The organism is Chitinophaga sp. YR627, from assembly GCF_900114995.1.
In the GTDB taxonomy this organism is placed as follows: domain Bacteria; phylum Bacteroidota; class Bacteroidia; order Chitinophagales; family Chitinophagaceae; genus Chitinophaga.
Map to the genome: position 1 here is coordinate 288,925 of NZ_FOUX01000002.1, position 26,652 is coordinate 315,576.

At 45.8% G+C, this 26,652-nt stretch carries 20 protein-coding genes; 9 read left to right on the forward strand and 11 right to left on the reverse strand.

Features of this window, described 5'->3' with window-relative positions; translation table 11 throughout:
* Positions 1-317: 317 nt before the first annotated feature.
* Positions 318-1,259, forward strand: a complete 942-nt coding sequence (locus tag BMZ72_RS09915) for a hypothetical protein (protein ID WP_089807778.1) — start codon at positions 318-320, stop codon at positions 1,257-1,259.
* A 55-nt stretch (positions 1,260-1,314) separates the two neighbouring features.
* Here BMZ72_RS09915 and BMZ72_RS09920 read toward each other — a convergent pair whose 3' ends face one another.
* Both BMZ72_RS09920 and BMZ72_RS09925 read right to left on the reverse strand, forming a co-directional pair.
* Complete coding sequence (locus tag BMZ72_RS09920) at positions 1,315-1,791, reverse strand: GNAT family N-acetyltransferase (protein ID WP_089807780.1); 477 nt, start codon at positions 1,789-1,791, stop codon at positions 1,315-1,317.
* Positions 1,792-2,085: 294 nt separating this feature from the next.
* The gene (locus BMZ72_RS09925; RefSeq protein ID WP_089807782.1) at positions 2,086-2,838 is read right to left on the reverse strand and encodes a hypothetical protein; all 753 of its coding nucleotides are present in this window, start codon (positions 2,836-2,838) and stop codon (positions 2,086-2,088) included.
* A gap of 310 nt (positions 2,839-3,148) precedes the next feature.
* Here BMZ72_RS09925 and BMZ72_RS09930 point away from each other — a divergent pair, with 310 nt between their 5' ends.
* The 3 genes from BMZ72_RS09930 to BMZ72_RS09940 all read left to right on the forward strand — a co-directional run bounded on the left by BMZ72_RS09930 (position 3,149) and on the right by BMZ72_RS09940 (position 5,103).
* Entirely contained in the window at positions 3,149-4,009 is an 861-nt protein-coding gene (locus BMZ72_RS09930) for a helix-turn-helix domain-containing protein (RefSeq protein ID WP_089807784.1), read from the forward strand.
* A 94-nt stretch (positions 4,010-4,103) separates the two neighbouring features.
* Entirely contained in the window at positions 4,104-4,598 is a 495-nt protein-coding gene (locus BMZ72_RS09935) for a YbhB/YbcL family Raf kinase inhibitor-like protein (protein ID WP_089809762.1), read from the forward strand.
* Between the two features lie 4 nt (positions 4,599-4,602).
* Complete coding sequence (locus tag BMZ72_RS09940) at positions 4,603-5,103, forward strand: DinB family protein (protein WP_255373163.1); 501 nt, start codon at positions 4,603-4,605, stop codon at positions 5,101-5,103.
* A 54-nt stretch (positions 5,104-5,157) separates the two neighbouring features.
* On the opposite strand, the gene BMZ72_RS09945 is transcribed toward BMZ72_RS09940, so the two are convergent.
* Positions 5,158-5,700, reverse strand: a complete 543-nt coding sequence (locus tag BMZ72_RS09945; protein ID WP_089807787.1) for a DinB family protein — start codon at positions 5,698-5,700, stop codon at positions 5,158-5,160.
* A gap of 52 nt (positions 5,701-5,752) precedes the next feature.
* Positions 5,753-6,406: an alpha/beta hydrolase family protein gene (locus tag BMZ72_RS09950; protein ID WP_089807789.1), complete on the reverse strand. Its 654-nt coding sequence runs from the start codon at positions 6,404-6,406 to the stop codon at positions 5,753-5,755.
* 117 nt (positions 6,407-6,523) lie between these two features.
* On the opposite strand from BMZ72_RS09950, the gene BMZ72_RS09955 reads away from it, so the two are divergent.
* Positions 6,524-7,462, forward strand: a complete 939-nt coding sequence (locus BMZ72_RS09955; RefSeq protein WP_089809764.1) for an aldo/keto reductase — start codon at positions 6,524-6,526, stop codon at positions 7,460-7,462.
* 87 nt (positions 7,463-7,549) lie between these two features.
* On the opposite strand, the gene BMZ72_RS09960 is transcribed toward BMZ72_RS09955, so the two are convergent.
* The 7 genes from BMZ72_RS09960 to BMZ72_RS09990 form a co-directional block, all read right to left on the reverse strand.
* Positions 7,550-8,632, reverse strand: coding sequence for an alpha/beta hydrolase (locus tag BMZ72_RS09960; protein ID WP_143087660.1), 1,083 nt, complete (start codon positions 8,630-8,632; stop codon positions 7,550-7,552).
* Between the two features lie 110 nt (positions 8,633-8,742).
* Positions 8,743-11,127 (reverse strand): TonB-dependent receptor, encoded by a 2,385-nt coding sequence (locus BMZ72_RS09965; protein WP_089807793.1) that lies wholly within the window; start codon positions 11,125-11,127, stop codon positions 8,743-8,745.
* 177 nt (positions 11,128-11,304) lie between these two features.
* Complete coding sequence (locus BMZ72_RS09970) at positions 11,305-14,442, reverse strand: glycoside hydrolase family 2 TIM barrel-domain containing protein (RefSeq protein WP_255373164.1); 3,138 nt, start codon at positions 14,440-14,442, stop codon at positions 11,305-11,307.
* A 29-nt stretch (positions 14,443-14,471) separates the two neighbouring features.
* Positions 14,472-15,437: a discoidin domain-containing protein gene (locus tag BMZ72_RS09975; RefSeq protein ID WP_177222743.1), complete on the reverse strand. Its 966-nt coding sequence runs from the start codon at positions 15,435-15,437 to the stop codon at positions 14,472-14,474.
* 28 nt (positions 15,438-15,465) lie between these two features.
* Positions 15,466-17,253: a RagB/SusD family nutrient uptake outer membrane protein gene (locus BMZ72_RS09980; protein WP_089807798.1), complete on the reverse strand. Its 1,788-nt coding sequence runs from the start codon at positions 17,251-17,253 to the stop codon at positions 15,466-15,468.
* A gap of 15 nt (positions 17,254-17,268) precedes the next feature.
* Positions 17,269-20,631, reverse strand: coding sequence for a TonB-dependent receptor (locus BMZ72_RS09985; protein WP_089807800.1), 3,363 nt, complete (start codon positions 20,629-20,631; stop codon positions 17,269-17,271).
* Between the two features lie 51 nt (positions 20,632-20,682).
* Positions 20,683-21,828 carry a FecR family protein gene (locus BMZ72_RS09990; protein WP_089807802.1) on the reverse strand — a complete coding sequence of 382 codons (1,146 nt, stop codon included), beginning with the start codon at positions 21,826-21,828 and terminating at the stop codon, positions 20,683-20,685.
* A 113-nt stretch (positions 21,829-21,941) separates the two neighbouring features.
* On the opposite strand from BMZ72_RS09990, the gene BMZ72_RS09995 reads away from it, so the two are divergent.
* The 4 genes from BMZ72_RS09995 to BMZ72_RS10010 all read left to right on the forward strand — a co-directional run bounded on the left by BMZ72_RS09995 (position 21,942) and on the right by BMZ72_RS10010 (position 26,632).
* Positions 21,942-22,523 carry an RNA polymerase sigma-70 factor gene (locus BMZ72_RS09995; protein ID WP_089807804.1) on the forward strand — a complete coding sequence of 194 codons (582 nt, stop codon included), beginning with the start codon at positions 21,942-21,944 and terminating at the stop codon, positions 22,521-22,523.
* 204 nt (positions 22,524-22,727) lie between these two features.
* Entirely contained in the window at positions 22,728-24,329 is a 1,602-nt protein-coding gene (locus BMZ72_RS10000) for a glycoside hydrolase family 76 protein (RefSeq protein WP_177222744.1), read from the forward strand.
* 77 nt (positions 24,330-24,406) lie between these two features.
* Complete coding sequence (locus BMZ72_RS10005; protein ID WP_089807808.1) at positions 24,407-25,990, forward strand: RICIN domain-containing protein; 1,584 nt, start codon at positions 24,407-24,409, stop codon at positions 25,988-25,990.
* Positions 25,991-26,107: 117 nt separating this feature from the next.
* Entirely contained in the window at positions 26,108-26,632 is a 525-nt protein-coding gene (locus BMZ72_RS10010) for a DinB family protein (protein ID WP_089807810.1), read from the forward strand.
* Positions 26,633-26,652 lie beyond the last annotated feature (20 nt).

Genomic DNA, 26,652 nt, shown 5'->3' on the forward strand with positions numbered 1-26,652 from the left:
CTGCAGTAACGGCGCTTAGCGGTGTGTCCCATATTGCCATTTTAATGTGCAATCCGGCATCATTCCGTCAGGCCAATACCAGGCGGTCCCTGATCATCAGCAATACGTTTGCGATGGCTCCTATATCTATTGTTATTTAATACGAACATGCGTTTATGAGAAAGTTAATTCCGGCAGTGGATACACTGTCCTTATCCCCTTTTGCCTGTGTATATCATGCACGATTTCCGACAGCAATAAGGCCACCTGGCAAAACAAAATCTGTATAACACTTTTACGGTCCATAATCCCTTGTTTTCACCTTAAAACACACTCCCATGAGAAAATTGATTCTGGCAGTCGCAGTACTGTCTGTTACGCTGTTTGCGTGTAAAAAAGACAATGCACCAACAGAAAACCCCAATCCGCCTGCAAACAATGGCGAAAGATTTCCGGTAAGTTTCAGTGTCACCGGTTTCCTCCAGAAACAGGAACAGTTGCCCAATCCTTCCGGCAGAGAAGCAGGCAACAAAGGTAACCTCAGAGACTCCGCACTGGCAGGAAAGGTATCTGACCTTTACTACCTGCTTTACAATGAATACGGTCAGTATGTAAAAGCAATACATCAGTACAAAGATGATGCAGACTTTGGTACGCTTGTAGACACACTTCCTGCCAACCGTTATACCATCAGTCTGATTGCCGCCACTGATCCTATACAGATAGTGGATACCACTTCCTATTACAGTCTGAGACTACGGCTACCGGATGCAGCTTATCCTATGAATGTCTCTGCACCGGATGTATTTGTCGGCACTAACTACTTTACGGTAACTGGTTACGGACCTACACAGACCGTATCTCTCTGGCCAAACCGTATCATGGGAAGAATGGAAGTAAATATCCTGGATGCGCCTGAAATCAGCTGGCCTGGTGATAGTAGTTTGCTGGTATATACGGCTCCTGCTTTCCGTTCTTTTACCTATTTCTACGGATATCCTGACGAGCAGATCCCTGATCCGGGTATCGTGCTGAAAAGAAACAGCCGTACGAATTTCAGTACGCAGCTGCTGACACCTAATAGCGAAGTAACTGTTACGATCGTGTATCCGGATAAGACAACCGGTGAACGTAAAGTAAAGGAAATGCGTTATGTGCCTTTTTCACGTGGTTACAGAACTGTTATGTCTGGTAATATCTATAATCCATTAGGGGGCGGAACCGGTTTTGCCATTTCACTGGATACGACCTGGTACAACTATGCAGACGTACCTTTTTAATACAACAAACAATCAGACAAGACCTGGCGGGAGGCATTGCTTCCTGCCGGTCTTCCTATTTACCGGCATATAATATCATATCGTATCTGTGCATGCCTGTCGTGTAGCCATCCTCCGTATACTTTACTGTTACAAATCCATATTGTTCAAAGAAAGTATAGCTAAACTGCGTCGTGTCCAGGATGATATCGGCACCGGGATATAATGTACGGATCCTGTCAAGCCGGTATTGCAGTAATAGCTTCCCCATTCCCTGCTTATGAAAATTCCGGTGGACCAGCCCCCATGCGAAAGTCACCCTGCTCAGTTTCTCCTCGTAAACAAAACCACCGCAGCCAATCAGACTATCTTCCGATAAGACCACATAATAATGCCAATACATTCTCTCCTCACTCATTTTATCCAGCCAGTCTTCAAACTGGACTATTTCTGCTGAAGTGAAATAGTCAGGTACATTGGAGACAAATGCCTCCATGCAGGCAGCTTTCCAAATAGCTGTATAATCAGTGAGCTGTATATGTTCTGCTAACATCTGTTTGCGGCTTGAATACCTGCAAGGTAGCAAAAGGGAGAGATATAAGTCAGGGTAACGGTTGGGACGAAGCAAACCAGTCGATGACAGGTAATACAGGTGGACTTGATATGGTACTGGTGTATTCGTGTGTAAACAAAACGAAAAGGAAGAGATGATCGGCCAGAGGCGGCTACAGACAATAGAAAGGTCACTATAGCAACGGGCTACAGTAAAGGTCGGAAATATTTTCAGGAGTTGGTATGTGTTTCAGGGAATTTCAGGCAACAAAATATACATTCAGGCAGCGACTGTTTACTCCCGCTGTATCAGTGGTTGAGGCATTTGTACGGTTACACGGCCTATCTCAGGAAGATGCCTGATTATCCTTTGCGGATGTGTGCGTACTTTGAAGCGTTTAGGTCGGGAAGGTGTCATCACTGCGATAATATTGGCCGCCTGGTATTGTTTGTTACAGGAGATACTATCTCTGTGCATCCCTCTGATCTGTACGATCAACAGCAGTGTTCCTGCTTTGGAGACCTGCATAGGAATACTTATTCCGCTAAAGGTATCCCCTGTGTCAAGAATTGCGACATGGGTATCGGTGCCCATCACCCGATTGGCACTGAAGTCGATACAGACTGCCGTTATTTTCACTTCCAGGGCCGTAAAACGGTCACATGGCGATAGATCCTGCGCGGGGATGCGTAAGACGCCATTTGCGGCTATTTCGGGCATTTTTGTAAGAAAACGATCTATTCCCGTATGCTCATTAAAACGAAAGCCTTTAAGGGCTTTATGATCACCTGCGGCAGTTATCAACAGCTTATTGAGGCGATTGACATGGGTACTATCACACCTGACATCCAGCTCAGGATAACAGGCGTGCCGAATCAGCCGGCCTTTCCTGCTGTACCTGCCGAAACGTTTCGCTGCGCCACGGGTAGCAGCGGTTTGTTGTACATTTTGGGGAGCGCTGCGAAAAAAGTAGTTCCCATTGCGCTCAAACCCGATTTTATTACCCAATTTCCCGGTAAAGGGGATGATCGATCTTTGTCTGGCCATACGTATATTTTGTGCTATATAAATTTACCGATATTTAGTGGGAGCAATGTTGCAATAGCCAGGAGATTATCCACGATCTTACTGATGAAATGTGGATAATCAATTCGTGGGAAACATCAGGTCAGATGCTGTAAATATTACCTTTATATAAATAGTATTCATTGTGAGGATTGATCGTATATATCCTTCGTTCACCCCTACATCTTTGAACGAAGGTTCAACGTTCAATAAGTATAGTCAGACCGGGTCCTGAAATATTCCATTTTCGTTAACTTTGTCTCATCGCGGATAATTCAGCGTATACCTATTTATGAACGAGAACGCGCAGGCCCTGCATATATCAGGTGAGAAGAAAGACGAAGGAGATATCTCCATTCTTCGTTACCGTACCAGTACGCCTGCTCCCAGAGCAAAGATCATGTTACAGCAGAATCTGATCACCTTTCTGCTGGAAGGTGAGAAAACGGTACATTTTGCAGGCTCACAGGTGACCTTACAGCCACATCAGTTTGTGATGCTGGCGGCGGGAAATTGCCTGATGAGTGAAAAAATAGCAGCGGTCAATGCAGATTATCATAGTATCCTTATTCTGTTTGATAATAAACTGCTGGCGGATTTCTTCAACCGGCATGCTGCATTGCTTAGTCAGCAGACAAAAACAGCAGACCAACCACCCTTCCTATTATTTGAAAAAGATGCTTTCCTGGTCAACTTCATACATTCTCTTGACTGTATGCTCAGCGACGGCCAGTCTATCTACTACGCGTTGCAGAAAATAAAACTGGAAGAGTTGTTTCTCTATCTGGCTGTACATTATCCGGGGCAGATACAACAGATCAGGAATATGAGTGCCGATGCGAATGAAGACCTGATCATCCGGCAAGCGGTGACATCACATATGGATAGTAATGTCACGGTGGAGGAACTTGCCTTCTTATGTAATATGAGCCTCTCTTCTTTTAAGCGCAGATTCGCGCGTATTTATGATAATACGCCGAACAGATGGCTACTGGAGAAAAGGATGGAGAAAGCAGCTAAAATGCTGAAACAGGACAAGCTGAAAGCCAGTGAAATCTTTTATGAGCTGGGTTATGAAAACCTCTCCAGTTTTATTCAGTCTTTCAAACAGATCTATGGAAAAACGCCCAAACAGTACCAGTTAGCAGATTGAACTTCCAGCCACACTTTCTGGACGGGCGCCTATCTTTTGCCGCCTCCCTTTGCAGCTACTTTTGCATCATCATTCAAACAAAATGCAAAAGATCATGGCATCAACAGCAACATTTACGTTAAAAAGCAAAGAGCTTGGCGGTCAGTTAAACAATCAGCAATATGCAAATGGCATGGGTTACCAGGGAGAGAACCAGTCACCACAGTTATACTGGGAACATGCGCCGGCAGGCACACAGGGTTTCGCTGTAACCATCTATGACCTCGATGCACCTACCGGCAGTGGTTTCTGGCATTGGGTTGTTTTTAATATTCCTGCAAATGTTCATGAATTAGTATCCGGAGCGGGCGACCCCGACAAACAATTACTGCCACAGGGCGCGATACAGAGCAATACAGACCTGGGTATACCCGGATATGCCGGTGCAGCGCCCAATGAAGGTCCTGCACATCGTTATCTGATCACGGTGTATGCACTCAGCAACCAACTGGAGCTGGACCATCACACAACACCTGCTTTTGTAGGCTTCAATCTGCACTTTGCTACATTGGCGAAGGCATCTTTAATTGTGTATGGTCAAAAACACTAAGGCGATGCATCAACAATTCCTGCTGGCCATCGCCGGCTACAATGTCTGGGCGAACAGCATTGCCATAGAATGGCTACGACAGATCAGTGATGAACAATGGCAACAGGTGATCACCAGCAGTTTTCCAAGTGTCAGACAAACCGCTGTTCATATCGCCAGTGCAGAAAGTGTCTGGATTGACTTCTGGCATCATGTGCCTGATCCGGTCTATTTATCAACGGTGTTTACGGGTACAAAGGAAGAACTGATCACGATATGGGAAAAGGCCTCTGCGGGACTGAAACAGTTCATTGAAAATTTTGCAGAAGAGGACTATCAAAGACCGGTTGTATTCAAATGGCCGGGAGGTGGTACAGTGCAAATGGAATTCTCACAAACGTGCGTACATGTCTTCAATCATTCCACCTATCACCGGGGGCAGTTAGTCAACGCATTGCGGCAGGTTGGTTTTACAGGCCTTTGCTCCACAGATATGGCTACTTACTATCGCGTGCGACAGGCATAGATAATTATGCCCCGACATGTACAGGCGGGGCATAGTTATTTTTATTTTGTTGTATTATTTTACTCCTTTTGCAGCATCCCAGTTACCCGCCTGTTTACGGATATAAAGGATCTGTCCTGTGTGATAAGCATTGTGCGTATTCATATTCGCAATGTTGCCATACCAGGACTGGAGTTTTGCTTCATCAGCAGCTTCAATGGCTGTTGCCCAGTCTTTCATTACCTGGTTTAATTGCTGTACGATGGAACTCCAGGACGCTTCTGTAAATGCGTCAAAGGTCTGGTTGTTATTACCATTGAAATCTGCTTCCTTTTTCCCGTTGAACTGATCAAGCAGGCGCTTGTTCCAGAAGAGCAGGTGATAAGCCAGCTCTCCTACTGAATGACTGGAATCAGCGGGTCTCCAGGAGGCTTGTTGGGCGGTAATGCCTTCTATCCCTTTTTCTACAGGTACAAACCATTCCTGTTTATCCCAGGTGGTTTTATATTGCTGTAATAAGACGGATTTCAGGGTAGGAGGTGCTTTGTCTTCCTTTACCTGTGCGATGGTCTGCTGAAAACAAAAGATGCCGACCAGAAGAAGTATGTATCTGGACATAAACATGGATTTTAGGGGGTTAAAGTTTCAGCAAAGATACGCTTATATCAGATCAGTGCTTTTCCACCCATCCTTTCGTTTCTGCCGTTAACAGTGGTATCATGTCTTTGTTCTTACCTGCTTTAAAAGAGTGGTCTGCGCCTTCCAGTTTCACCAGTGTTGCTTTCTTCAGCGACTTACATACATCGGTTATCAGGTCGATGGTAGCCAGGGTATCTTTTGTTCCCTGTAAGAACAGCATAGGCTGTTTTACGTCCTTTAAATGCTCCGCTCTATCAATAGATGGCTTACCAGCAGGGTGCAAGGGGAAACCGTAAAATATGAGCCCTTTTACCTCTTTACGATGATTGATGGACAGGTATTGAGAAGACATACGACCACCGAATGATTTCCCTGCTGCGAAAAGCGGTAATGAAGGATATAGTTCCAGTGCCTTGTCAATGGCTGTCGCGATTGTCTGATGCGCCACGGCCGGAGAATCGGGTCTGAATTTCTTTTGTTCGGTAAACGGGAAATTAAAACGTAAGGTGCCGACACCTGCTGCTGCAAGCGATCCGGCCAGTGTTTCCATAAAAACATGCTCCATACCAGCGCCTGCGCCATGGGCCAGGGTCATTATACAAACAGGATTTTCGGGTACCATACATATTGCTGATACCTGTCCCATCGAAGCGGGTAATGTCAATGACAGAGAAGTGCGCACCATAACCTAAGATTTATATAGCCTTCAAAGATAAGCATGGCGCCGATATTTAGCACAGCTGTCCCTGCGCATGGCTATTTAAATGAAAAACATTAATTTTTGATCATAAACAACAATGGTATGCGTCAGGTTTCAAGGCGGAAGGTCATCAAAATGATAGGGACTGCCGGTCTCAGTGTCATGGCAGCACCTTTTGCCGGTATATCCCGGACAATGACCATCAGCCATTCAACTATGTTACAACGAGAGATTCCTGTTACAGGAGAAAAACTGCCCGTGGTCGGACTTGGTACCTGGCAGCAATTTGATGTAGGGCCGGAAGCCGCTGCCCGTGAACCACTGATCAATGTGCTGAAAAGCATGCTGGAAATGGGTGGCCGTCTGATCGACTCCTCTCCTATGTATGGAAAAGCAGAAACCGTGGTTGGTGATCTGAGTGCTTCATCAGGGAATGCGGATAAGTATTTCTATGCGACCAAAGTATGGACCAGCGGTGAACAAAGCGGGATCCGGCAGATGAATGACTCCCTGCAAAAGATGCAACGGCGGACAATGGACCTGATGCAGGTACATAATCTGCAGGACTGGCAAACACATCTGAAAACAATGCGTCAGTGGAAAGAAGCCGGAAAAATACGTTATACAGGGATCACCCATTACACCTCTTCAGCACATGATCAGTTGGAGCAGATTGTCAAATCCAGGGCGGTTGACTTTGTACAGTTCAATTATTCCATCAGGGAACGCAATGCAGAACGTAGTCTGCTGAACGCTGCAAAGGACAGTGGTGTGGCGGTCATCATCAATGAACCTTTTGACTCCGGATCATTATTTCGCATGGTAAAAGGACAGTCTTTACCTGCCTGGGCAGCAGACTATGACATCAACAGCTGGGCACAGTTCTTCCTGAAATATATACTGGCGCATCCGGCTGTGAATTGTGTGATACCCGGCACCTCTAATCCAAAGCATCTGGCGGATAATATGGGGGCTGGATATGGTAAGCTCCCTGATGAAAACGGACTGAAGAAAATGCGTGCATTCGTCGCACAACTATAATACAAAATAAAGCAGCCCTTCTGATCCCGTTCGGTTAAACAGGTAACAGAAGGGCTGTATAAAGTTTACCGGCGTTCCGGATTAGTATCAGAAGGCCTTTATGCTCTTAAATATCTTATACTGTGTTTCAAGTACCTCCGCATTAAATCCGTGTGCGGCGGTAGGCATTAAAAAATACTTTTTAGCAGGTGCCTGGATTGCATTAAAATAACGCGTGGATTGCTCCTTCGGTGTTAAGAGATCATGCGCTCCCTGCATTAAATACACGGGTGTACCGAATTTCAGGTTATGCTGCATGAAGTTAACCGTAGTCCGCATAGATTTAACCCCCAGCTGCTGATCACCCGCAAAGTTGGCGAAGGAATAATCATCTCCCAGTTCTCTGTCCTGGTTGTCCTTTTTGTTATCATACGCAGGCGCTTCTATGAACCAGTCTGCAGGTGGCGGCGTAGAGGCAGCTCTTTCATACTTCTTCACAATGCGGAACAATTTACCTACGGTAGCCGCTCTTGCATAAGGGGGGAGTCCGATGCTTTCAAGTACTTCCAGCGATTGCTGGTCATTCTGTTCTTTTGCCTGCTTCAGTACACTATTGTATAATGAAAGGTCGTCCACGGCAACTACCTGTGAATGCCCTACGTATGCATAGTAAAGATCAGGACGTTTGCTGGCCATGGTGACGCCCACTATAGATCCCCATGATGTTCCGAAAAGAATGACCTTTCGTTTTCCAAGGTGTTTAATAAGATATTCAGACACCTGGATACCGTCGGCTGCGATTTGTTCAACCGATAAGGGATTTTCCTGTAAAAAGGCCGGCGTCAGTTCTTCAGGTGCGTTCTTTCCGAAAGTTCGTCCTGCACCACGCTGGTCCCATTGAACGATAACAAACTCCTTTTCCCATTGCTTGTACAGGTTATCTGAATAAGGGCTCATCACGCTACCCGGACCGCCATGCAGGAATAATATAACCGGCTTTGAACGATCTCCTTTGATGGTGATCCATTGGTCAATGCCATTGATACGTACAAATTGCTCTTCTGATATCCGGTTGCTCAATACGGTATCACTAACAGCTTGCTTTGCTACACTCTTTGGCTGGGCATTCAGGTCCAGCACAGCGCTCATAAAAAAGAAGGCCAGGGAGAGGGTTAAAAATGTCTTTTTCAAAAGTTATTTTTTCACAAAAAAAGAAAAATATTATGAATTGGACAGTATATACGCCAAAATAAAATCGCCCGGCCAATGCTGACCGGGCGATTTTTTATTTACGATAAAGATCAGAATTTATAGGAAACAGAGAGACGGTAGTTACGTGGTGCTTCTGCCTGATAGTAATACGCATTCAGGTAAGAATAGTAAGAGCCGCTGTATAAGTACTTGTCAAAGATGTTAAATACATTGGCGCCGATACGCATTTTGTTACCTTCCCAGAACAGCCCACCTTCCATCTTAAAGTAGTCTGGTAATCGCTGCAAGCCAACACTCCAGGTGTCTGTCTCACGACCAGCCAGGTAAGTAAAACCGGCAGAAACACCTGCTCCTTTCAACGGACCGTTCAGCAACTTGTAGGTCAGCCAAGCATTTGCAACATGTTTGGAGTAACCAGGAACGACATCCCCTACTTTTATACCGGTTGCTTCGGATACGCCTGGATTTACCTTACTTACTTTTGCTTCCGTCAGGGCGTAGTTGGCTGTCAGATCCAAGCCGGGCAGCAGTTCTCCACGAAGGTCAAACTCTATACCCTGTGCTCTGCGCTGACCAAATACAATGCTCAGACCAGAATTAGCCGGTGCATTCGGATCGGCTGTCAGTTCGTTTTCTTTCAATATGCGATACACGGCTACAGTGGTATTCCATTTTCCATGTAACCAGTCTCTTTTGATACCAAATTCAATATTGTTGCCTGTCAGTGGTTTTAACTTACCCACGCTTACAGCACCTGCCTGTGGCGTAAAGGCCTGGTCATATAATCCATAAACAGAGGTAAAGTCATCAATAGAAACGCTCAGTCCTACACGTGGCGTGAAACGTTTGGCTTTTGATGTTGTACCAAAATCAGACTGGCTGATATAGGTATAACGGCCTGCCAGTGTCAATCTTATTCTGTTGTCCAGGAAGCCCAGTTCATCCTGCAGATACAGGCTGGAATAGTTTGAATTGATCAGACCAAAGCCGGCTGCCGCTCTTGCTTCGAGGCTGGAACTACGGTCATATACCGGATAACCGTTGGAAGGATTATCGAGAACAGGATGATAAGGATCAAAGGGAACTGATCCGGTATCCAGTGAGTGCGTTTGTGCATAATCCGCTGTATAACGCTTATCACCCAGGTCGATCCCTGCCAGGATCTTATGTACAACAGGACCGGTCGTTACTTTACCATTTAAGAAGACCTGCCCCAGGGACATCGCACTTTTTGCTTCCCAGATACCCACGTTCCTGTAATATTTGCCATCTGCCTCCACAGAATCGGCCCACATAGAGGTACCATCCTGGCTGTATTTATAATAGGCTGCCTGTGCAGTCAGTTTCCAGTTTTCGCTGATCTGGTGCTGGAGGTTGACTGTAAAACTGTGGTCATTGATCTTAGTGGGCGGTAGGCCAGCAGGCAGATCAGACAAATCTCTTGGCAATGCGCCATAGCCTACAGGCGTAAATATATAGTAAGAACCTACATCTGACATATTCGCACGCTGGTAAACATACTCTACCGTTAATTTCGTCTTGTCATCTACCTGATAGGAAAGTACCGGGGCGATGGCATAACGGTCGTTAAATTCATTGGCACGGAAGGAACCCTTGTTCTGGCCGGAGAGGTTCAGGCGGTATAACAATTTGCCATCTTTGGTGAGTTTACCATCCAGGTCCAGCGATGCACGGTTAAGGTTGAAGCTCCCTACAGTGTAACTAAACTCGTTTTTAGTCTGCCCTGTTGGCTTTTTGGTCACTACGTTATACAATCCGCTTGGATCACCGGCAGAGATCATAAAACCAGCAGGACCTTTTACGAATTCAATATGATCAACAAAGCTCATATCTTCTGTCAGCGGTCCCCAGTAAGAACTCACGACATTGAAGCCATTACGGAATGCTTTTATCTGTGAACCACGCATGGTAATGTTGGTATATAAGTCACCCCAGTGTTCCAGTCTTACCGCACCGCTCACATTACGGATGATACCATCACTCATGCTGATGATCTGCTGTTCTTTGATAGACTGTGCTGAAACAACCTGGATATTCTGCGCTACCTGGATCAGTGGTTCCTGTAAACGCAGGGACTGAGAAGGATTGTCCATCTTCACACTGTTGCTACGGGCATTTACCATTACCTCTTTCAGCTGGGTATTACTCAGGTCCAGTTCAAAATTTATCGTCTCATTCTGGCCGGCGGTCACGGTTACCTGTTTCTCCTGTGAAATGATATTAACAGCGCTTACACTAATAGTATAAGTGCCGGGATTGATACGGTTGATACGGAAGTTTCCTTTATCAGTGGTAGTAGCGCCATATGATGTCCCCTTGACACCTACGGTGACGTAGGCTACCGGTTCACCATTTTTAGTACTTACAACACCGCTGATACTGCCATGCTGCTGTTGTGCAGATACAACTGAAGTCAGAAAAAGGAGGAAAAAAACAGCTTGTAGTCGTCTCATGATTATTTAATAGATTCTCGTTGATGTAAAAGAGACTACAAAGAAATAATAAAATGAATGGGGGATTTGTTACCGGGCGGTGAATTTCCGGATAGCGTAAATCTTTTTCCGGATATCGTAAGGGGTAAAATAAAGAGAGTCCGCCTGATGGCGGACTCTCTTCCAGGTTAAACAACTTTATTCTGACTGGCCGAGCCAGAGATCATAACTGAAAGTAGTAGGTTTTGCATATACCATATATGGTGGCAGCGGACGTGGTCCGCAACCATTTGAACCCACACCCAGGGTATACCTGCTGATGGTCAGTACGGTACTGTTCACCGGAGGAAGGTCTATCTTATAGCCGATAGGTTCCATCTCCTCATCTGTATATGGCAAAGCAGATATCTGCATGGGTTCTGCCACATTACTTACCCTTAATACTTTACCGGTACCTGCTGCCAGCGCTGCCCAGCGTACATCCTCATGATTACCGGCTTCCATTGGTTTCTCATAAGGCGTCAGCTGTTGTGCCACTGTGCTGTTATAAATACCAATCGGGAAACCGCTCTTTCTGTCGCTGTAGTTTTCCAGCGGACCACGGCCATAGAAGGAGAACTGGTCCAGCTGACGGTTCAGGAGCATTCTTACGCCCAGACGCGCCACGACGAGTGTTGAATCACTGGAGGAGACATTGTTCAGGGCGCGTATCTGTCCGTTGTTACTGATCATATACAGGGCACGATGACGTACGACAAAATCGTTCTTTCCTTTACCGGTGAGATTGACAGTGATACATAATACGTTGGCGGAATCCTTTACAACAGGAGCACCTTCCACTTCCCATTTCAGGTCTCTCAGGCCTGCTTTCTGCCAGCCTTCATCTGCCCACATATCATCTATCCTGTGCGGTGCACGCCAGAGATGAAGTCTTGGTCCGCCGTTTTCATTCAGCACCTCCTTACCATTGCTGGTCATCTTAGAGAAAGTACCCTTATGTTTATCGAAAGTAAGCGCAAAGCCGTTTCCGTTCACCAGGATGGTAGTATCATTTGCTTTCCATACCGGCAGTGATGCGGCTGTCATAGCAGACAAGGTAGCGGAAGTACCTGCGCTCAGCTGCAATTGCTGCGTAGCTATTTCGAAATTCTTATCCGACCATAGAGATGCCTGGTTGGTAAAGAAGGATACATTCAACAGATATTCTGCACCAGTCTGTAAAGGTTTCAGTGGCAGTTTAATCTGTTTCTCATTCCCTGCCGGAACATGCAGGTCTGTAATAAGACCACTATCCACAGCCACACCGTCTTTCAGCAAGGTCCATTTACCATGGAAAGCATCCAGGCTGATGAACTGATAACGGTTACGAATGCTGATCATACCATTTGACAGATCTGCACCTTTAATGGAGATCCATTGATAAGCATGTTTCAGTTCAGGATAATGAGGTTTAGGCGATCTGTCAGAGGCTATTACGCCTTTATGAATAAAGTATCTATCGTTGGGATATTCGCCAAAACCGCCACCATAAGCAGTGATCGGGTGTGTTCTGTTACGTCTGTTCCATAATCCCTGGTCCTGCCATTCCCAGATACAACCACCCAACAGGGAAGGATACTGGTCAAACAATTCATTATAGAGATCTACAGAACCCATTGAGTTAAACATTGCATGCGCATACTCACAGAGATAGAAAGGCTTTGTAAAGTCCTTGTTTTCTGCGATCTGTTTTACTTCACCAGTTCCGGTGTACATACGGCTATCAATATCAGCCGGGTTGTCTTTACCGATACCGAATCCTTCGTAGTGTACCGGTCTGTCGGGATCGATCTGTTTAACAGCCTGTAATGCAGCACGGAAGTTAGTACCACCATTACCACACTCGTTACCAAGCGACCAGATAATCACGGAAGGATGGTTTTTAAAGTTCTCTGCGTTTGCAACGTTACGGTCTATGATTGCATCTTTAATAGATGGTTCTTCGTTGAATTCATCCATCGCGCCATGGCACTCCAGATTGGCTTCCGCCAGGACATACAGACCATATTTATCACAGAGTTCATACCACCGTGGATCATCTGAATAGTGACAGGTCCTTACGTGGTTACAATTGGCCTGTTTGATCAATACCAGGTCACGGATCATCTGTTCTTCATTCAGACTGTGCCCTGTTTCCGGAAAGTGTTCGTGACGGTTCACGCCTTTCAGTTTTACAGGTACGCCGTTTACCAGCAAGGACCGACCATCGATCTTTACTTCTCTGAAACCGGTAGGTGTGCTTAACAGCTCTTCTCCTAATGTCAGCACAGTTGTATACAGATCTGGCGTTTCTGCCGTCCATTTCTGCGGATTATTTACCGGGATACTGAGCTGCACTATTTTTTCCTCACCAGGCTGTAAAACAGGCACATTGGCATTCGCAGTGGCGACTACTACTGTTTTTCCGGCTTCAAATAGCTTTACGTCCAGCTTACGGGCAGCAGCAGGTGACTGGCTGTAGTTTTTCACCTTTGCATTGACCAGTAAGGTGGCGTTCTTATATCCGGCATCAAATACGGTTTTCACATTGAAGTCACGGATATGTTCCTGCGGTGCATTCCACAGATACACACTTCTGAAGATACCGCTGAGGCGCCACATATCCTGATCTTCCAGGTAGCTGCCAACGGTATATTGGTATACCTCCACTGCTACAGTATTCTTTCCGGGATTTACATAGTCCGTCACATCAAATTCTGCCAGGTTACGGCTGTTTACACTGTAACCAACTTTACGGCCATTGATCCACAGGAAAAAGCCTGCGTCAACGCCTTCAAAACCGATGAAGACCTTTTTACCCTTCCAGGTAGCAGGCAGGGTAAAATCCCGGCGATAGCTACCTACGGGGTTTCTCTCTGTAAATGCGGTGAAGTTCTTCGGCGGCGTACTCATCACCCTTGGGAAGTCCTTCTGGAAAGTATAATTGTAGTTACTGTAAAAAGGCGTACCGTACCCCTTGACCTGCCAGTTGGAAGGAACTGTGATCGTATCCCATCCCGATACATTGTAAGCCGGTTTATAAAAGTCCACCGGTCTTTTCTGCGGCCAGGAAGCCCAGTTAAACTTCCAAGTGCCGTTTAATAACAGACAACGGGAAGACGCCTTCCTGTTTCCTTTAAGTGCTTCTGTGAGATTACTGTAAGGCATGAGCGTTGCATGAGCTGCCTCCTTGTTGATACCTGTAATACGTGGATTTTCTATTTCCACCGGAACATCTCCTGTCTCTTTCGTCTGTGCGGCTGCTGTAAGCCACTGTGACAGCAGGAGCATTCCTAAAAGTCTGATTTTAAAAAACATCGGTTGTGTTTTGATATAACTGTTAAACCCTAAAAAGCATTCAGTTCCGCCAGATGCGTGTAGCTACCGTTGTAGCTTTCAAGGACCACGATCTTTAAGTAGCGTGCGTCCCGAAAGATAGTAAGAAATTGTGGCTGGTTCTCTTTTACATTTCCCAGTGAGAAAGCAGCGGCGTCTTCCCAGCTAACATTATCCATGCTCACCTGTAACTTTACTTCTTTAGGCTTCCCTCCCCCATCTGCCTGGCGGGCCAGAAAAGCGAGACCATGTAGGGTTCTTGTTTCCCCCATATCTATTGTAATAAAGTGCGGAGGTCCGGGAGATGCACCCTGCCACTGTGTGTGCCAATAGGTGTCAGGCTTGTTATCAAGTATGCATCCTACCCTACCATTAACCGGTCCTTCTCCGTTTACCTCCTGTGAGGAGAAATCAATGATCTTCCATGCAGAGCGATCGTAAATGGGATAGTCATTGAGGTCTGGCTCTGCCCTTACTTTAAAGAACGTTGTTGCAAGCTTTGCATTGATCTTTTCGGTAGCACTCAGAATAGATACCGGCAGCAGGTAATCTTTCATGAAACTGATAGCCTCCGGTCCAGCTGTTTTTACAAGCACCTTCAGCGGCCCTGTGCTCAAAGTACCGTGGGCGATCGTTGCTTTTAATGCGGTCAGTTCATAACTCCCATCCGGCATTGTCAGATAACTGGTGCCGTTGACCCTGTTAAAACTATCTACCAGCTGGTTATTAACAGCAAAGGTGATGTTGATATCTGCCGGTGGATAATCCTGTCCGCCACAGGTAGCAGAATACACCATTTCCTGCAGCGAGTCTGAGATCTTCAGTACATAGCTCTTCGGATTATTTACGGCCTGTGGCATATAGACCTTCGTATAATCTTCAACTGGCTGGACCGGCAGGTCAAAATGATCCTTACAGGAGGATGCAAAGATGATAAAGAGTAATAAAATGCAGGGGAATATTTTATTAAGATGCATAGTCATTTTTTATTAAGAACTTACCTGATTACCATCCTGGATTCTGTACCAGGATACGGGTGCGATCCAGTTCATACTGGCTGATGGGGAACCAGTTCAGCGCCGGAATATACATATGCAGCGCAGCAACGACCCTTTTATAGAAGTCATCTCCATCTTTGTTGATATCCATTCCGTGTACTTCCCCCATAACTTCTGCTACAATTTTCCAGCGACGGATATCAAACCAGCGATGATTTTCATATGCCAGTTCGATCCTGCGTTCCTGCCGTATTGCCTTCCGCATTTCCTCCTGAGAAACAGGGGCGGGTAACTCTCCTGTTCCCGCGCCATAAAGAGGAATACCTGCACGCTCACGGATCTTGTTCAGATAAAGCAATATATCCGGATGACCGGGACTATATTCATTCAATGCTTCCACATAATTGAGGTAGATCTCTCCCAGGCGAAAAATAACTTCGGGGCGCTCCTGTTTTTGTCCACTGCCACCTGCGCCTGCATTCGTCTGAGAAGCTATATTTTTCCTTACGAGGTAGCCTGTTCTTGTCCAATCAGTTGGATGTCCATTTTTACCGTTAGGTCCTGATCTGTAGAAAGTAACCGGAGCAGCCGCTTTCATACTTCCTCCCTGCCATACGCAATTGTTATAGATCACATCCGCATAAAAGCGAGGCTCTCTGTTGAGGTACATATTACTTACTTTCACGCCTTCCACTTCCGTGAATCCGGTTTCAGTATATAAAGGAGATGCTTTAATAGATCTGCCATCTTTCATGAAATAAGCATCCACCTGTTCCTGTGTGACGCCTACTCCGTTCCATCCACCTGCCTGTCTTGGCATCGAATTTACATCCCTGTCTACAAGTCCGTTTTTCTTTCTGACGAAGATCTGTTCTCCATTCCATGGCTTCAGGAAAATGCCCTGTAATGATTTCATCACATCCCCGGAAGGATCTTTATAAAGACTGTACAATCCAATATCCATTACAGCCTTTGATGCATCTGCTGCTTTTCTCCATTTCTCTTTATCAAAAGAAGTGGATATCATGGGCGTACCATCATAGTTTTTAAAGCCCGCCATTTCGGTGTTACCATTGTATAGGGGACTTGCCGCATATAAAAACAGCCGTGATTTAATAGCGAGGGCGATACCTTTGGTCATTCTTCCCAACTCGATCTCACTGGATTGTCCGTTAGAGCTGGGTACCAAAGGCAGATCAACAAGGGCTGAATCCAGCTGATCACTGACATAGGTTACACATTCGTCAAACGGACTTCTGGGAAGTTGCATCGATGCAGCCGGCGCATCCGGAGAAACAGGATTATCTCCAACCAGTACGACAGGGCCATATTGCATCATCAGTAAAAAGTAGAAGTACGCTCTCAGGCAACGGGCTTCTGCCAGATACTGATCAATCAGCTGCTGCCCGTTTACGCTGCGGATCTCTACATTTTCATTGATATGTGCCATGAAATAAGAGGCAGAGCGGATGCCATTATAATATCTGCCCCAACGGTCAAAGATGGCATTACCCGCGCTGATATTACCGATATTAAGATCATATACAACATATTTGGACCAGGTAATATCTCCCTCGTCACAGTTGCTGAACCAGGGTGATCCTTCCCATACGTTCGCATCATCATTTACATAGCTATAGACGTTCGCGAGAAACTGTTCGGATGTCGCTTTTTTACGAAAGACCTCTTCTATCGTGATACGGTCATCCGGCACCTGATCAAGGTATTTACTGCATCCGCTGGCCAGGAGGATACAAAGAGACAGGATCACTTTTGATATAATATTTCTTTTCATGTTCTCGGTTTAATCTTATCTGAAAGTGAGTTTCGCTCCGACGTTGAATGTTTTGACCAATGGGTATCCGGCGCCACGGCCATCACCCAGTTCGACGTCCCATAATTTAAATCCACTGATGGTGGCGAGGTTATTACCGATAAAATACAGGTTCATTGATGACAGTCCTGCTAATTTCAACCATTGACTTGCGGAGAAGGTATAGCCAAACTGTAAGGTCTGCAGGCGAAGGAATGCGCCATTTTTCACCCACCAGGAGCTGCCTGCGTAGTTCATATTATCATTGCCATAGGTCAATCTGGGATAGAATGGATGAGGATTAGGATTATCAGGCGTCCAGCGGTCAGTGATCCCTGCCAGCAGGTTACCGCGTTCACCACCCTGACTAAAGGGCTGCAAACCATCTCCATTCAACCGGATATCCACATTACTGATCCCTTTGAACCATCCGGCGACATACCAGCCATTCCAGCTGATGCTGGGACCAAATCCGTAAACGATTTCCGGGATGTTACCATAACCGATAGGACCGGCATCATAGTTATCTATTTTACCGTCACTGTTCAAATCCTTATACTTTATATCACCAGGTTCATTTCTACCGGTCTGATAAGGACTGGCGGCAACATCGGCCTTCGAGGTATATAAACCAAGGGCGGTATAACCAAAGCGTTGTCCGTATTTACGACCGATCCGTTGTTGCCAGGGATAGGCCCATGGGGCATTTGCATCATTGATAATGATAGCGCGGTTCCAGGTAAAATTGCCTCTGAAACCAACATCCACAGCACCGATCTTTTTATTGAGCTCTATGGTTGTTTCTACCCCTTTGTTGTGGATCTCCCCCAGATTGGCCCAGGGCAGATTGCGTATACCGACATAGTTGGGCACGTCTCCCCGCTGGCGAAAGATATTGGTGCGGTTCTCATTGAATACGTCCACTACTACTGAGAGCTGATCACGCAAAGCTCTTAATTCAAGTCCCAGATTAGCTTTCTTTGCTTTCTCCCAGGTAACGGATACGGCGTAATCGCCGATATCCATTCCATTGATCTCATTATTAATACCGTTACCACCGTAAGAATATTTATCATTTCCGCCATCGACTGTGGAGATGTAGGCAAAGCGGCGCCCGCCGATATTACCGTTTCCTGCCAGACCATAAGAGAAGCGGAGTTTCAGTAACTGTATTTTATCCTGTAAGGGTTTAAAGAACTTTTCTTCAGAAGCTACCCAGCCGACAGCTGCCGACGGAAGAAAGCCAAATCTTCTGCCTGGTTCAAATGTTTCTGAACCATTATAACCAAAGTTGGCTTCAGCGAGATACCGGTCATTCCAGGCATAGGTGACACGACCAGCCAATCCCATAAAGCGATATGGAATAGAGGAGATAAAGTCACCCGCAAATGCATCCTGTCTGTCAGACTGTGTGAACACGAGCATACCTGTTACTTCATTTGCACCAAAATCTTGTTTATAGTTCATTCTTGCTTCCGTATAAAATTGCCGGGAGCCCCCATTTGAACGTTCATACCCCAGATAGTTGCTTCCAATAGAAGTTTGCTCCAGCAACAGGTTGCCATCGTTATCTCTTCCTTTCGCCAGGTAACCGTCCACGGACTTGGTACGCTTGATCGTATGATTGTTATAATTATCAAATGAAAACATACCCGACACAGACAGTCCTTTTAACCAGAAACCGAGGTCTTGTGTCAGGCGGATATTACTCCATAACTGACTTCTGAATTCAGACACATATCCTGACTGGGTCAACATTGTATATGGATTATTAATATCGGCTGTACGCAGTTTTGAATGCAGGCCATTCGAATAAACCGGCGGGATCAGGATAGGTGGCAATGTGTATGCCGCTGCCCAGATATCATCCACAGAACTACCCGGATAGTTCCCGTTACTGAGCCATCCGGACGCGCCAAAGTCTACACTGGTGGTTTTAGTCAGTTGTAAAACCAGGCTGGAAGTAAAATTGTACCGGGTGAATTTTATTTGTGAATTATATGCAGACAGTTCGTCTGTTTTATACATTCCGGCCTCATCGTAGTAGCCCACAGAGAGGTAATACTTCGCCTTGTCGGAGCCGCCGTTTGCATTTACCCTGGCGCGCCGGTTGTGTCCGAAATCATTAAACAGTACCTTAAACCAGTCTACATTCGGATAAAGGTCGGGATCAGTACCATCAGCAGTTTTCGCAATGCGTTCTTCTGTATATTTTGGTAAAGGATCAGCGGGATTACTATTTTTATATGCCTCATTGGCCATCCGCATATAAGTCACGCCATCTGCAAATGCCGGCGTCTTTGTAAACTGTGTAAACCCCTGATCGTACTGTGCGTTGATCAATGGCTTACCCACCTTACCTTGTTTTGTCTGAATAAGAATGACGCCATTGGCGCCTCTCACACCATATACAGCAGTAGCAGAAGCATCTTTAAGGATACTGAAGCTGGCGATATCTTCGGGGTCGACATTCGCGAAATCGCGCTCTACACCATCCACCAACACCAGTGGACTACTACTTGTAAAAGTAGAAATGCCGCGGATGTAGATCTCAGCGTTATCATATCCTGGTTGTCCGCTACGCTGTACGCCTATAATACCAGCGACACGTCCGGCGATAGCGTTCGTCAGATTAGCAGCAGGCAATTTCAGGTCTTCTGCCCGGATAGTGCTTTGTGCGCCAACAGCCGTGATCTTTTTCTGTTGTCCGTATCCTACGACTACAACATCCTGCAGGTTCGATGCCTTTTCATTCAGGGTGATATCCAATTTATCCTGTCCTTTCAGCGGTATTTCCTGCGAGAGAAAGCCGACATAGGAAAATATCAGCACATCACCAGTCGCTACTTTCAGATAATACACACCGTCGGGACCTGTCTGGGTGTTTGCGTTATTACTTTTACAGCGGACAGTTACGCCCGGAATGGGTTCTCCCTTTGCGTCTGTTACCTTTCCGCTGATCACCTTTGGTTGAGAAGGTGCGGGATTATTCTTTTTACGGACAATCACAGAATTGTCCAGCATACTGTATTCAACAGGTTGATTCTTAAAACACTCATCCAGGAGTTGTTTCAGCGGCTGTTTAACGACGTTGAAGGTCAGGGGAAGCGTTTGCTGCAGCAGTTCATCTTCGTAGACGAAGAGCAGTCCGGATTGCTGCTGTATTTTTTTAAAGACATTTTCCAGCGATTCATTTTTCACACTCAGTGTGATGGTCTGGTCTTGTCGCTGTGCATTTAAGCGAACCGACAGCAAGAGCATGGATATAAAAAAAGCAATCATCATCTGCCGCCGGCACAGGGGCTTCCTCTGCATACAGGGAGCTCCCCTGTGCAGCCATAAACGTGGAATTCTATTCATTTGGCTAGTAGTTAAGAAACGATTTTTTTGGTATAAAAGGTGGTTTGGTTGTTATTCTCCGATAGTGACTACAATCGTATTTTTCTGTATGCTGAACTTCATGGCGCCTGTCATTTCAAGTCTCCTGAGTACATCTGTGATGTTGGTAAAGCGCATAATCTTACCGCTGAATTTCCTGTTTACATTCCCTCCTGCAAAAATCACTTTCATGTTATACCATCTTCCGATCTCGGCCATTATACTGGTGATACTTTCCCTGTCAAAGGCAAAGTAGCCTTCCTTCCAGGCGATAACGATGTCGGTATTGACGTCTTTTACTGAATAGGTTGTCTGTCCTGCTTTATAATTTAATTGTTGTCCTATACGCAATGTTTGTTCTTTCCCCCTGAGCGCTACATTTACAGCACCACGGACGAGGGTCACGCTGGCCGTGTTTTCTTCGGTATGCGCTTTTATATTAAACATGGTCCCTAAAGCTTTTACGGATTCTCCATTGACATGTACAATAAAAGGATTGGATGCATCCGCACTTACTTCAAAACAGGCTTCCCCTGTCAGATATACTTCTCTCCTGCCACCAAAGAACACGGGAAAACGAAGAGAAGTCCCGGCATTCAGGTATACCCGCGAGCCATCCGCCAGTGTAACGGCGAACTGCTCACCTGCGGGCGTAACGATACTGTTTGTATCCGGGATGGCAGTTTTTGTATCCTGCTGACTGTAAGACAGTATACTACCCGATCGTTTGCTGGCCAGTACACCGGCAGATGAAGCTAAGGGTCCATCTGCAGCGTCTGAAAGGGACACCTGTTTTCCGTTGGCCAGGGTGAGATAAGTCCTGCGTTCGTGTCGGGAATCCGGCTGGCTGACGCCACTATATTCTTTACCCTGACTGGTTTTAGCGTTCCGCAGTTGTATTGTATAAATGACACCGGCGCTTAATCCTGCCAGCATAGCCGCGACCGCCCACCATAGCCGTCCAGGACGCCTCCTGATCTGATGACGGACAGCAGGTTGCATACTGTTTTGCAGTCTGGCCAGAATCGCCTGCTTTATCTCTTCTGCTCCGGGCTCTTCTCTATCCGCAATATCCAGTGACATTTCATCCTGGTAGGCATGTAAGGCCCGAATTTCGTCTTCATCCAGCTTTCCCTTCAGGTAAAGTTCGTATTGTATCAAAAACTCTTCTTCCGTCATGGTGGCATTCTTTGTTTATAAGTATGAAAAAAAGAGCGGGACACACATAAAATGAAAATATTTTTTTTAATTTTCTAAAGACTATCTTTTCCACGACTTTCAATTCAACCACCATGCCTCCCATAGATGAATCTGATATCCGGTTATGGAATGCCGTTCGTAATGACGATCAGCAGGCATTTACGCGGCTGTTTGACAAATACTGGGCGGCTGTATACAATACCTGTTCAAGACAGCTGAAGGATAAGGATGTATGTCAGGAGATCGTCCATGACATCTTCCTGAGTCTCTGGACCCGTCGCCAGACCCTGGTCATCGAATCATTCCCTGCCTTTCTGCTCACGGCTACACGGTATCAGATCTATTCCCGCAGGAAAGTAAAACAACTGGTGCTACCCGGTGTGGAAGAGCTCAGCGACAGCGACCTGACTTCCAACGAAGCAGATACCCGTATACGGCAGTCGGAGTTAAATGTTCAATTACAACAATTATTGTCGCTGTTACCACCACGCTGTCAGCAGATATTCAAAATGAGCAGGTTCGAGTATCTTTCCAATGATGAGATAGCCGAAAAGCTGCATATTTCGAAACGTACTGTTGAAAATCAGCTCACTTATGCATTGCAACATTTGCGTGTACACCTGAAAGATATTGTCGCCCTGGTCATTAATATCATGCTTATCACCAGGAAATAATACAAGCGTTATTTCCCCTCCGCTATCCTACCTCAGATAAAAATTTCCCTCCTTTTTAAAATAGTATGTGTGTCCGGGATGGATTTGCATACTTATCAAACAGATCCACGTAGATAACAAAACCGGCCAACGGTTTTGAATGGCCTGCCTTTTTCCACAGTATTCCACAAATTAAATATGAATCACTCAATCCAAAATCGAAACATGAAAACAGACCGTTTAACCATGAACCCAGGGCGTAGTATGCTTATGTCCCTGACTGTCCTCACAGTAACCATATTTACCGGGTGCCGCGAAAAGAACCTGGTAGATCCTGCGCTGGAAAGAAATCCTTCTCTGGCTGCAGCACCTATGAATCTGGTCAACTCCGGTAATGCGGATGCAGCTATTGATGCGTTTAACAACGCCTTTCTGGTCAACTCCGGCGGACTTACCTACTATAAGAAATCCATCAATGACAATGCATCTGATGGTACATGGACACTTGCCCTGAATATTATGGGGATGGAAGATGCCTATGAGCGAACCGGAAGAGCTGCACACAAAACGCTGGTGAATAATCTCTGTACCAGTTTTCTGCAAATGACGCCTACTCCCTGGGCCTGGGATGGCTGGAATGATGATATTGCCTGGATGTCGCTTTGCCTGATCCGGGGTTATCATATGACAGGCACTGCTAATTTTCTGACGGCGGCAAGGTATGGATTCGATATGGCTTACGCACGTGGATGGGACACGCAGTACAATGGCGGAGGCATCTGGGAACAACAACCCGACATGACACCTGCGGGGGAAGCTATTAACAAAAACTCGCTTTCAAATAATCCCATGGGAAAGCTGGCCTGTCTGATCTATCAGGCGAATCATGACGTATGGTACCTGGACCGCGCGAAACAGATCTATACCTGGTCCCGCAGCCATCTTTTTAATGCTGACAACGGCCAGGTATACACCAGTATAGATCGTGATAACTATGTTGATAAGGGAAGTGCTGTGTATAACCAGGGTTCCTTTGTTGACTTCGCCAATCTGCTTTATCAGATCACCGGTGATGTGCAATATTTCAATGATGCAAAGAAGGCAGTTGACTATGTAAGGAACAATATGACGACCAACGGTATTATCAGTAACAATGCAGGTTATCTCAATACCTGGGCAGATGAATTTGCAAGAGGGCTGGGGCATTTTGTTCGTGACAACAGGCTGTGGAGTACTTATTATCCGTGGATGTTACAGAATGCTACTGCTTTATGGAATAATCGCAGAACGGACAGAAATATCTGCTGGAATGGCTGGGCGCAACAGACCCCTATTAATGATAATCTGGTCACCAGTCAGTTCGTTAGCGCGGTATCCTGGCTGCAATTCACACCCGGTGCACAACCAGACGATATAGCAGGAATGCATGTGATGGTCAGCAAACAAAACGGTATTGCTATTGACAATGCTGGCCTGGCCAGTAATGGCGCTGGTATTGTACTGTGGGGCTTTAACAACGGCCTTAACCAGCGATGGAACTTTACACAGAATGAAGACAATTCCTGGAATATTGTGAGCCAATCCAGCTGGAAAGCCTTGGACGTCCCTGGAGGCAATACCGCAAATGATGTGCAACTGGTACAATGGACACCTACAAGAGCCAATAATCAACGCTGGTGGGTAGACAAACAGGCCGATGGCAGTTACAGGATATGGAATCAGCAAACAAGCGGCACATTAGACAATTCAAGCTCTTCACAGAATGGCTATAAGCTTGTTCAGTGGGGTTGGAATGGCGGCGATGCACAACGCTGGTTATTACAATAAATACAACGCACCTGCCTGAACGGCATCATTATCATCTGTTCAGGCAGGGGCTATTATCATGCTATTACACAACGCATATGAAAAAACTCTTTACAATACTATATTGTCTGTCTGCTGTTATTTCCCTGCATAGCGCTGCCCAGATCCGTGTGGCCTGTGTAGGTAACAGTGTGACGGCGGGATACGGCTTAGCTAATCCGCAGGTGGAATCATGGCCGGGGCAACTGGCTACTATGCTGGGCACTAATTATTCAGTATTGAATTGTGGTGTAAGCGGCACTACGATGCTGAAGCGTGGCGGTTCACCTTACTGGAATACCGGTGCATTCACTACTGCGAAGAATTTCGACCCACAGATACTTATTATATCATTGGGTACGAATGACGCGCATCCCGGTAACTGGGTGTACAAGGATGACTTTTACAATGATTATGCGGCTATGATCGATGCTTTCCGGCAAAACGGGCGTAACCCTGCGATCTATGTATGCTTTCCATTAGCTTGTTATGGGGATGCTAATCAGATCAACAATCTGCAAACATCGCTGATCCCCATCATTTCACAAATCAGTATTGCTAAAAATGTGACGGTCATTGACTTTAATACGCCCACACAGAATCAGCGGAACACGCTCTACAATGACAATCTTCACCCTAATGTAGCGGGTGCAGCTGTGCTGGCCAATACAGCTTTTAATGTTATTACACCTGCTATACCTACCTTTTATCATGATTGCAATTATAGCGGATATGCGGTTAAACTGGGCATAGGAGATTATAATCTTGCAGCACTGCAGGCGAAAGGAATTACCAACAATGATATATCTGCCATAAAAATCCCATCCGGCTACAAGGCCACGGTATATAGTGAAGATAATTTTGCCGGCAATGCCTATACAATCACCGGCAATGATGATTGTCTGGTTGATAACGGATGGAATGATAATATTTCTTCTCTCAGGGTACGCGCCAATGGTGTTACAGGTAAAAACGGCACGTATACGTTGCAAAACAGGAATAGCGGGAAGTATATGGATGTTGCAGGTGGAAATGCTGCAGATGGCACCAATATACTGCAATGGAATGCGACCAATGCCACGAACCAGCAATTCACCTTTACAGATGTCGGAGACGGTGCTTATAAACTGATCAATGTACAGACAGGTAAAGCAGTGGATGTGGAATACGGCAGTACCAACAACGTTGGAAATGTGCTGCAATGGACGTACAACAACAACCTCAACCAGCATTTTATTCTCATTGCCAGCGATAACAATTACTATAAGCTGAAAGCAGCCCATAGCGGAAGAATTATAGAAGTATATGGCGGTGGGATCAATGCAGGTGATGACGTTGATCAGTTTGATGACAACAACCAGCTTCACGGACAATGGCGGCTGAATGCGATCTTATCGAAAACACAATCAGCAGAGAACCAGGAAACGATCATTTATCCGAATCCGTCAACAGACCAGATCACACTTACCAATATACCTCCCAGAGAGCTGATCATGATATTCGATCTGTCCGGTAAATGTGTCATGAACATGCGAGCCCCAACAACCAAAGGAACTGTCAGCATTAATGTCAGCAAACTAAAGCCCGGCAGTTACATCATAAAGACCGGTCACAAGACAGGATTAAAATTGATCAAACAATAAGTATTCTTTATACGAGCGAATTTCACCATGCTATGCGACCATCCATGTGATGGTTGTACGGCATGGTAATTACAGCAGGATTTTCCATACATTTGACACGGACATATTCATTACACCATGAAAAGAACTGAATGGTTTAAAAGGACATTCCCTGTTATTGAAGACAATGGTTTGTTGCCTTCTATTATAGAAAGACTTTGCGGTACGCCGGCCCGTGTGGAGGAGATCATTGGCACACTGGATACCGACCTGCTGACATTGAAAGATGAGGGCAAGTGGAGTATCAAAGAAGAGATCGGGCATCTGGGTGATATGGAGCCCTTATGGTCTGGCAGAACGGATGACCTGGTACATGGGGAAACCGAACTGAGAGTAGCTGATCTCAGCAATCAGACGACACATAATGCGGATCATAATTCTACAAAGACCATTGTTCTCCTGCAAAGATTCAGAGAACAAAGAGAGGCATTTGTAAAGAAACTCTCTGCGCTGACGGATGAACAGTTAGAAAAAACAGCCCTGCATCCAAGGCTAAAAACACCTATGCGGATCATTGACCTGGCATACTTTGTCGCGGAGCATGATGATCATCACCTGTCAAGGGTGAGAGTCGTGATAGACAACCACGTACAACATCATTAACAACTGATCCTGATAAAACA